The following is a 7,873-nucleotide window of genomic DNA, read 5'->3' on the forward strand; positions in this document are numbered from 1 at the left end:
GGCTAGTAGCTGGTCGGCGGTGCCGTGCCCGGGCGGTGGCGCCACACGAGTGAACGGTGACCACCGGTGGCGAAGAAACGTAACGGCGATCGAGGACAGCGGTGAGGCAGGTCGACGCCCGACCGTTCCGCAGACCAAAGAGATTGGGCAGCAGAACGTCTCGTGCCAAAGGGATGAACCCCGTGGGAAGCGCCACCTGTGACTTCCACTGATATATTCGACACCACCTAACCTGCGGTGGACGTCGCCGCGAGCCGACGCGGCCAGACGGTCGAGCCGGATCGTGCTGCTGCGGCAGCACTCCTCGCCCTGCGCGGATGGCGAGGCTGCAAGGGCACGCCACGCTGTCAGGCGGCGTGGAAGCGTTAGAAGACGCCAGCGCCACTGCACCTCAGGCGGTGTCGATCAACCGACTGGGCAAGGCGGGCGGGACAACCCATCGTACTGAGGCTGCCCGACACCCGACACTCCGAGGAACAACACGGGTCCCCACGATCGCAGCAGGCCTGACCGCATACCCGTGCCGCAGCCACAGCCGCCCGATTGCCTCCGACATCGAGAACCACCAAGCACGTTACTAGATAGCAGGATCTGTAGTTGCGGTCGGGCCCAGCCGATGACCGCCCGGGTGCAACCACGACGTTATGGACATGTGTCGTCGTGCTTCGGGGAGCCGTCTTCGTTAGACCCGAGGTCGAAATGTCGCCTCCGAACCCTTTTTCGAGGCTCATCCGCAATTTCACGGCTTATCCAGCGGCAGCCGCCCCACTAGCATCTGAGTGGTTGGAGATCGGCTCCGTAGAACGCGCGGCCTCGTCTCGATGCCCGATCTCGCTCCCGGCATCGCCACGTCCTACTATATCAAGTAGTAGATAGGTCGGTGTCGGGTCGCGCGGCATTGAGTGTCGCCGTTTGATCCGTAGGCAGAGGAGGGAGCCCGAATGCGAGCTGCGTGTCGCTGGCTGCTGGTCGCCGTCGTGGTGACCGTGGCTGTCGGCGTCGCGACCTGGCCTCGTCCCGGACTCGACGATGTAAGCGTCGCCGCACCACTACACCGGGATCAGGCCCCGGTAGGCATCGACCCCGTGGCCCGTGAGGAACTGGCGGGCCTGGTGGCGCGCGCCGCCCTGGCTCCCTGTCCCGCGTCCACGCCTATCCCGGGGGCGCCACCGCTACAGGGCCCACTCGTGGGTGTGGTGGCGCCGTGCCTGGGGACAACCTCTCCGGTCGACGTCGGGACCGCCGCCCTGGCTGGTCAGCCCACCCTGATCAAAGTGTGGGCGTCGTGGTGTGCACCATGTCGGGAGGAAATTCCCGTGCTGGCCCGATACGCCAGCGAGCCCGGGTCGATCAGGGTCGTCGGCATCAACGTTCAGGACAGTCCCACCTCGGCCTTGAGCTTGTTGACCGACCTCGGCGTGCACTAATCGTCCTACGGCAATGCCGACGCCGTAGCCCAGGCGTTGCTAGCGCCCCCCGTGCTCCCGATGAGCTACCTCGTGGCCGCTGACGGTGGCGTAGGAAGGATCACCTCCACCATGGTGTTCCGCGACGTCGCCCAGATTCGGTCAAGCAGTCAGTGCCGCGCTGCCTCGCTGAGATACCAGGAACCCCGCGTCCCCGTGGATCAGATCGCGACGGGACACACCGCACCCACGGTGCACCGGTGCGCCTCGTGGTGGTGCCGCCCGTTCCCCGCCCCCCAAGATCACACTACTAGGGTGCGTAGTACGTTAGAACACAGTACGCGGACGGGAGGGTCACCAATGACGCTCAGGCCGGCGGGTGTGCGCCTCGTCGAGAGAGTTTGTGCGGTAGTGCTCGTCACGCTGAGCGCCTCTGGATGCGCCACTGGCGCCGACGCCGCGTCAGCCCGCGGGTCGTTCGACTTCGTGTCCCCAGGCGGACGGACCGACATCTTCTACGATCCGCCCAATCAACGCGGCAGTGTCGGTGCGATGAGTGGTCCGGACCTGATGATCGACGGAAAGACCACGGCGCTTGCCGATTTCGCCGATCAGGTGGTCGTGATCAATGTCTGGGGCCAGTGGTGCGGGCCGTGCCGGGGTGAAGCCCCCGAGCTGGAGGCCGTCTTCACGGCCACCACGGATCTCGGGGTTCAGTTTCTCGGCATCGACGTGCGGGATCCGCAGAAGGACAAAGCCCAGGACTTCGTCCGCGACTTCGCCGTCTCCTACCCCTCCATCTACGACCCACCGATGCGCACACTGATCGCTTTGGGTGGGAAGTTTCCCACCAGCACGATCCCGGCCACTCTGGTGCTAGATCGTCGCCACCGGGTGGCTGCGGTCTTCCTGCGGGCGCTCCTGGCCCAAGACCTGGAGCCGATGGTACGTCGAGTGGCCGGCGAGCGATGACCACGCTCGCCCAAATCGGCTCCAGCTTCGGCACTCTCGCCGCGACCGGCCCGTTGATCCTCGCCCTGGGTGGGGCCTTCCTGGCAGGAACGGTGTCCTTCGCCTCACCATGCTGCGTGCCGCTGGTACCGGGATACCTATCCTACCTTGCCGGCATCTCCGGCGCCGACGCACCGCCGGTGAGTGCAAACGGCAGCCGGATCGCCACGGCCGGGCGATGGCGAGTCACCGGCGCGGCGATGCTGTTCGTCGGCGGGTTCACCGTGGTATTCGTTGCGGCGACCGCATCGGTGTTCGGAGTGATCGGAGCGCTCACCGTCAATCGTGAACTGCTGCAACGCATCGGCGGGGCCATCACCATCGTGATGGGCCTGGCGTTCGTCGGCGCGATCCCGGCACTGCAGCGCGACACCCGCTTCACCCCGCGGCGCATCTCGTCACTGGCCGGTGCCCCCCTGCTGGGGGCGGTGTTCGGCCTCGGGTGGACACCGTGCCTAGGCCCCACCCTGGCCGGGGTGCTGTCGGTGGCCGCGGGCACCGAAGGCACCACCGCGGCGCGCGGCGTCATCCTGATCGTCGCCTACTGCCTGGGGCTGGGCCTGCCGTTCGTCGTCCTGGCGTTCGGGTCGGCCAGCGCGCTGCGCGGCATCGGATGGCTGCGCCGCCACACCCGCGCCATCCAAGTGTTCGGCGGGGTGATGCTGATCGCCGTCGGGCTCGCCCTGCTCACCGGGGTCTGGGAACTCTTCGTCGGCTGGCTGCGCAACGAATTCGTCTCCAACGTAGTGCTGCCAATATGACCGCCACCGACACCGTAGCCGCGCCTACCCCCGTCGCCCGTCGACCGTCGCCGCTGCGCCGGATCGCCGCCGTCATCCGCAACACCTGGCGACGACTCACGGCCATGAGCACCGCCTTGGCACTGCTATTCCTGCTCGCCCTGGGCGCCATCCCCGGCGCACTGCTGCCCCAACGCAGCCTCAACGCTCAAAAGGTCGCCGACTACATCGCCGCACGCCCCACGGTCGGTCCGCTGATGAACCGACTGCAGCTCTTCGACGTGTTCGCCAGCTTCTGGTTCACCGCCATCTACGCTTTGCTGTTCACCTCGTTGATCGGCTGCCTGACACCGCGCCTCTTCGAACTGGCCACCGCGCTGCGGGCACGACCAGTGCCCGCGCCCCGCAACCTGTCCCGGCTCCCCCACCACCACACCGAGACACTGCACGACACTCCAGCAGCCATCGCCGAGCGGGCCGCTAGGCTACTGCGCCGGTGGCGGGTGGTGACGCGCGCCGAATCCGGCGACGCGATCACCCTGTCGGCAGAACGCGGCTACCTACGCGAGGCGGGAAACCTGCTGTTCCACTTCGCACTGCTGGCACTGTTGGTGGCGATCGCGGTGGGCAAACTCTTCGGCTACGAGGGGTCGGTCATCGTCATCGCCGACGGCGGACCAGGGTTCTGCAACACCTCCCCGGCGGTCTATGACTCCTTCCGCGGCGGCAACCGCATCGACGGCACTGGGTTGGAACCCTTCTGCATCCGGGTGAAGGACTTCACCGCCGACTACCTGCCCACCGGGCAGGCCAAGATGTTCACCTCCGCCATCTCCTACCAGGCGGGGACCGACCTGGATACCAACACCTGGCGGGACTATGCACTCAAGGTCAACGACCCGCTCCGTATCGGCGGGGAACGCGTCTATCTGACCGGACACGGCTACGCACCACAGTTCACCGTCACCTTCCCCGACGGCCAAACCCGCACCGAGGCCATTCAATTCGCCCCGCAAGACGCCACCACCTTCCTCAGCGCCGGGGTGCTGCGCATCGACCCCCCGGGCGGAACCTATCCCCGCGACACCGACCGTCGCCGCCACCAGATCGCCATCGCCGGCCTGTTCGCACCGACCGCCGGATTCGACGGAACCTTGATGAGTTCGGTGTTTCCCGCCATGCACGATCCCGCCGTGGCCATCGACGTCTACCAGGGCGACATCGGGCTGAACTCTGGTGCGCCGCAATCGATCTTCGCCCTCGACCCGAAGCTGATCGCGCAAGGCCGGCTCATCAAACAGGACCGGGTGAACCTGCGCCCCGGGCAACGCGCCGTGCTGGGTGACGGCACCAGCGTCCGCTTCGACGGCGCGAAGGAGTTCGTCAACCTGCAGGTCTCGCACGACCCGGCCCAACTGTGGGTGCTCGTGTCGGCGATCGCGATGCTCGCAGGCCTGGTGATCTCTTTAGTCATTCGGCGTCGCCGCATCTGGATCCGCATCCACCCCCCCGGACCTGGTGGCACCGTCACCGTCGAGATGGGCGGGTTGGCGCGCACCGATCACGCCGGGTGGGGCCCAGAATTCGCCACCCTGTGCCGACGTCTGCTCGGCGAGCCAGGCGACGACCCGGACCACCCGACGACCATGGAAGGGGTCGGCCATGCCGATCAATGACACGCTCTCGCGCTACAGCGACCTCGCGTTCGCCTCGGCGGTCACTAGCTACCTGTTGGCGCTGCTGCTGCTCATCGCCGAGTACGCCTCCACGTCGACCCCGGCGGGCGAAGTCGTGGAGCGCCCGCGGGTGCTAGCCGGATCGCCGATGACCCCGGGCCGCGTCATCGAGCCAACGCGGCGATCACTACCGGATCGTCTGGGCCGGATGGGTTTCAACGTCCTGATCGCCGGCTGGGGACTGCACGCGGCGGCGATCGTCCTGCGCGGGGCAGCGACCGGACGCGCACCCTGGGGAAACATGTACGAATTCGTGACCCTGACCTGCGCGGCCGCCGTGGCCGCCGGGTTCGTGGTGCTGCGCACCGCACGGCTGCGACCCACGTGGGTGTTCGTGCTCATTCCAGTGCTGATCCTGCTGTTCGTCGCCGGCACCGTGCTCTACGCCAGCGCGGCCCCCGTCGTGCCCGCACTGCAGTCCTACTGGCTGCGCATTCACGTCTCGGTGATCTCCCTGGGCAGCGGGGTGCTGTTGATCTCCGGGGTCGCGAGCCTGCTGTTCCTGCTACGCATTCGATACCCCGAGGGCACCGAAGGCGTCGGGCTCCTCGGGCGGTTGGCCCGCTGTTTGCCCGACGCCCAGACCCTGGACCGGCTCGCCTACCGAACCACCATCTTCGCGTTCCCGGTTTTCGGTGCCGGCGTCGTGCTCGGCGCCGTCTGGGCCGAGGCGGCGTGGGGCAGGTTCTGGGGCTGGGATCCCAAGGAGACCACCTCGTTCGTCGCGTTCATCGTCTACGCCGCCTACCTCCATGCCCGCGCCACCGCCGGCTGGCGCACCACCCGTGCCGCCTGGATCAACGTTGCGGGATTCGCGGCAATGCTGTTCAACCTGTTCATCGTCAACATGGTCGTCTCCGGACTGCACTCCTACGCCGGCCTGAACTGAGCACCGACCCGGCGTGAGACCCGGTTGCGGGCCGGGAGAAACGCTCCAGCTGCACCGGCGGGCCGCCCGGAGCCGTCGGCGGCCGCCGCAGTTCCACGCCGTCCATCACCCGGGTGACCGTGCCGTCCTGCCGGTCGAGGGTTCAAGGTTCCGTGCTGAAAGTTCTGCACCACCCATTCGGGCGCCCCTCAACACGGTGCGCCGCGACACCGACCGCGTCGCGGTGATCCACGGCGCCAACGTAGCCCGACACACAACCGCCGGTGATCGCGTGTTCTGACCTCAGCCCCACGGCGGAGGCCAGTACATCGATCAGAGCGTGAACCAGTCATCAAGATGTGGTGGGAGCGTGAAGCGGCGCCGCATTCGTCCGACGGTCGATTTGGAGCACCGGGATCGGGCCGCCCACGGTGCGCGACCTGTGCGTAGCGTTGTCCGGTTTCGCTTCTGGCGTCGCGACCAACACATTCGACCTTTTCCAGGAGTATCGGCGGCCGGCCCCAGGCCACACGTCGAGCCGCAGCGGTGTCGGCGTTGGACAGCGTCTCCGAGTCGCCCCGGGCTTCAGTAAATCAACCCCCGAGCTCGGGTCCTTGCCTACGCCTCGTTGATCGCGTCGTCGGGCGAGTCCAGACCAGACCACTATTCATTTCAGGAAACCTTCGTAGTTGCCTTGCATCGGCTGGTTCTCGATCTGTTTGACGGTATCGAGGCCGACGCCGATCATGATCAGTACCGCGGTTCCGCCGAACGTAGGTTCTGGACTCCGCCTCCATTGCCGATCTGGAGCAACAGATAGGCCTTGCGTCTGAGGTCGGTTGTCCGCAGCATGGAGACAACGGCGAAAAGCACATACTCCTGCGTAGCCCGAACTCTGATCGCGGTGTAACGACTGGCGGCTGCTCAGACCAGCTTCGGTACCGCTGCCTTCGAGGGTGACCCCTCGGCTCCTCCAAATACTAAGCGCGATAGTAGCGACGACCGGACCGACGAGCCAATCCGACCGGCCTTCCCAGCTAGCTACTATCCTAGCTAGTAGGTGCGCAGCGTCCAGCTAAGGCGGTCAGACCCGGAGGTCCTGCCCTTCAGCTCGAGATCATCGCCTTGGCCACTGACCTGCTGGTCTGGACCCAAATGGCCTTCACCCACTTTGAAGCACGACGTTGGGAACCCAAACGCCTACGCCTGCGGCCGCCTGGGGGTAGCTGGGACACATCCTCAGATCCGGCGCCGCCGCCGATTACGTCTATCCCGCGACTGGCCATGGAACCGCGTCATCCAAAATGGCTGGTCTGCAATGCAACTGGCTTAACAAGGCCCCACCACCCACCAGACCAGGACCCGGAGAACCGGCGGACCATCGCGCCGGAGAACAACCGCGGACCCAGCACAAACACCCTTTGCGAAAGCAACAAATTCGTCTCGACACTGGTGAAAGATCGAGGTTAACGGCACCTAACTAACCGTACCGACCGCGCACGGTCGGTGCGGGTCGTCGTTGCAACTGGCAACCGGCAGGGACGTCGGCGGTCACCGGGCCCGCGAGCGCTCAATCTCTCGCCCGGCCCTGTCACGGCCACGGCTTTCCGCGGTCCGGCGTCCGGCGCGGCGCTACGCGACGGTCGTCGACCCCCGGACGTCGCCGAGCGTGCGAGAGGGACCGGCCTGCTCGTCCCGACACGGAAAATCGATACCGCCAACGCTCTGGTATGGAGATCCTGCGCAAGCTCAAACGGGCCGTTGCCCGCGAGATCTTCAAACTACTGACCCGCCAGATCGCAGTGCCCAACTACGACGACCTGCGCCCCGCCCGACAAGCCAAGAACATCACCGTCACCGCCGCGGCCAACCACTTCGGAGTCTGGCCCACCTCATCTCACGCATCGAACGCGGACTACAACGCGACGACTCTTTCGCAGACACCTACAGAAACTGGCTCGAAGCCGCTTGACACCAATAGGAGCATCAATTGTTGATGGAAGAGCGTTGCCGCGCAGGCCGATAGCAAGGCCTTCGGCGAAGTTGTGCAGCCGACGACGACCGCGATCATCAACGCTACAGACACTCGACCCCGACGCCGCTCGACAACTT

6 protein-coding genes and 3 pseudogenes are annotated in these 7,873 nt (G+C 66.3%); 7 read left to right on the forward strand and 2 right to left on the reverse strand.

Annotated elements, in window-relative coordinates; all coding sequences use genetic code 11:
• Nucleotides 1-941: 941 nt before the first annotated feature.
• The 5 genes from ADBZ9K_RS00385 to ccsB all read left to right on the forward strand — a co-directional run bounded on the left by ADBZ9K_RS00385 (nucleotide 942) and on the right by ccsB (nucleotide 5,782).
• Nucleotides 942-1,427 carry a TlpA family protein disulfide reductase gene (locus tag ADBZ9K_RS00385; protein WP_526617719.1) on the forward strand — a complete coding sequence of 162 codons (486 nt, stop codon included), beginning with the start codon at nucleotides 942-944 and terminating at the stop codon, nucleotides 1,425-1,427.
• Between the two features lie 339 nt (nucleotides 1,428-1,766).
• Entirely contained in the window at nucleotides 1,767-2,378 is a 612-nt protein-coding gene (locus ADBZ9K_RS00390; protein WP_526617720.1) for a TlpA disulfide reductase family protein, read from the forward strand.
• Complete coding sequence (locus ADBZ9K_RS00395) at nucleotides 2,375-3,178, forward strand: cytochrome c biogenesis CcdA family protein (protein WP_526617722.1); 804 nt, start codon at nucleotides 2,375-2,377, stop codon at nucleotides 3,176-3,178. Before ADBZ9K_RS00390 ends, ADBZ9K_RS00395 begins: the two co-directional genes overlap by 4 nt.
• Entirely contained in the window at nucleotides 3,175-4,833 is a 1,659-nt protein-coding gene (resB, locus tag ADBZ9K_RS00400) for a cytochrome c biogenesis protein ResB (RefSeq protein WP_526617724.1), read from the forward strand. The genes ADBZ9K_RS00395 and resB overlap by 4 nt, the downstream gene beginning before the upstream one ends.
• Nucleotides 4,820-5,782: a c-type cytochrome biogenesis protein CcsB gene (gene ccsB / locus ADBZ9K_RS00405; RefSeq protein ID WP_526617725.1), complete on the forward strand. Its 963-nt coding sequence runs from the start codon at nucleotides 4,820-4,822 to the stop codon at nucleotides 5,780-5,782. Before resB ends, ccsB begins: the two co-directional genes overlap by 14 nt.
• Here the strand turns inward: ccsB and ADBZ9K_RS00410 are convergent.
• Nucleotides 5,736-5,964, reverse strand: a pseudogene (locus tag ADBZ9K_RS00410) (hypothetical protein); the annotation flags it as partial. The gene ccsB and the pseudogene ADBZ9K_RS00410 overlap by 47 nt on opposite strands.
• A gap of 464 nt (nucleotides 5,965-6,428) precedes the next feature.
• Nucleotides 6,429-6,577: pseudogene (locus ADBZ9K_RS00415) on the reverse strand (preprotein translocase subunit SecY); the annotation flags it as partial.
• A 297-nt stretch (nucleotides 6,578-6,874) separates the two neighbouring features.
• Between ADBZ9K_RS00415 and ADBZ9K_RS00420 the strand changes: the two are divergent.
• Nucleotides 6,875-7,094 (forward strand): annotated as a pseudogene (locus tag ADBZ9K_RS00420) (IS1380 family transposase); the annotation flags it as partial.
• Between the two features lie 397 nt (nucleotides 7,095-7,491).
• Nucleotides 7,492-7,758 carry a hypothetical protein gene (locus ADBZ9K_RS00425; RefSeq protein ID WP_526617726.1) on the forward strand — a complete coding sequence of 89 codons (267 nt, stop codon included), beginning with the start codon at nucleotides 7,492-7,494 and terminating at the stop codon, nucleotides 7,756-7,758.
• Nucleotides 7,759-7,873: the final 115 nt, after the last annotated feature.

The sequence above is a fragment of the Mycobacterium sp. genome (assembly GCF_965229265.1).
Classification (GTDB): Bacteria; Actinomycetota; Actinomycetes; order Mycobacteriales; family Mycobacteriaceae; genus Mycobacterium.

Excerpts from the sequence above, each read along its gene's own strand:
- ADBZ9K_RS00385 (WP_526617719.1), top strand. The coding sequence starts at position 942 with ATGCGAGCTGCGTGTCGCTGGCTGCTGGTCGCCGTCGTGGTGACCGTG.
- resB (WP_526617724.1), top strand. The coding sequence starts at position 3,175 with ATGACCGCCACCGACACCGTAGCCGCGCCTACCCCCGTCGCCCGTCGA.
- ADBZ9K_RS00395 (WP_526617722.1), top strand. The coding sequence starts at position 2,375 with ATGACCACGCTCGCCCAAATCGGCTCCAGCTTCGGCACTCTCGCCGCG.
- ccsB (WP_526617725.1), top strand. The coding sequence starts at position 4,820 with ATGCCGATCAATGACACGCTCTCGCGCTACAGCGACCTCGCGTTCGCC.
- ADBZ9K_RS00390 (WP_526617720.1), top strand. The coding sequence starts at position 1,767 with ATGACGCTCAGGCCGGCGGGTGTGCGCCTCGTCGAGAGAGTTTGTGCG.
- ADBZ9K_RS00425 (WP_526617726.1), top strand. The coding sequence starts at position 7,492 with ATGGAGATCCTGCGCAAGCTCAAACGGGCCGTTGCCCGCGAGATCTTC.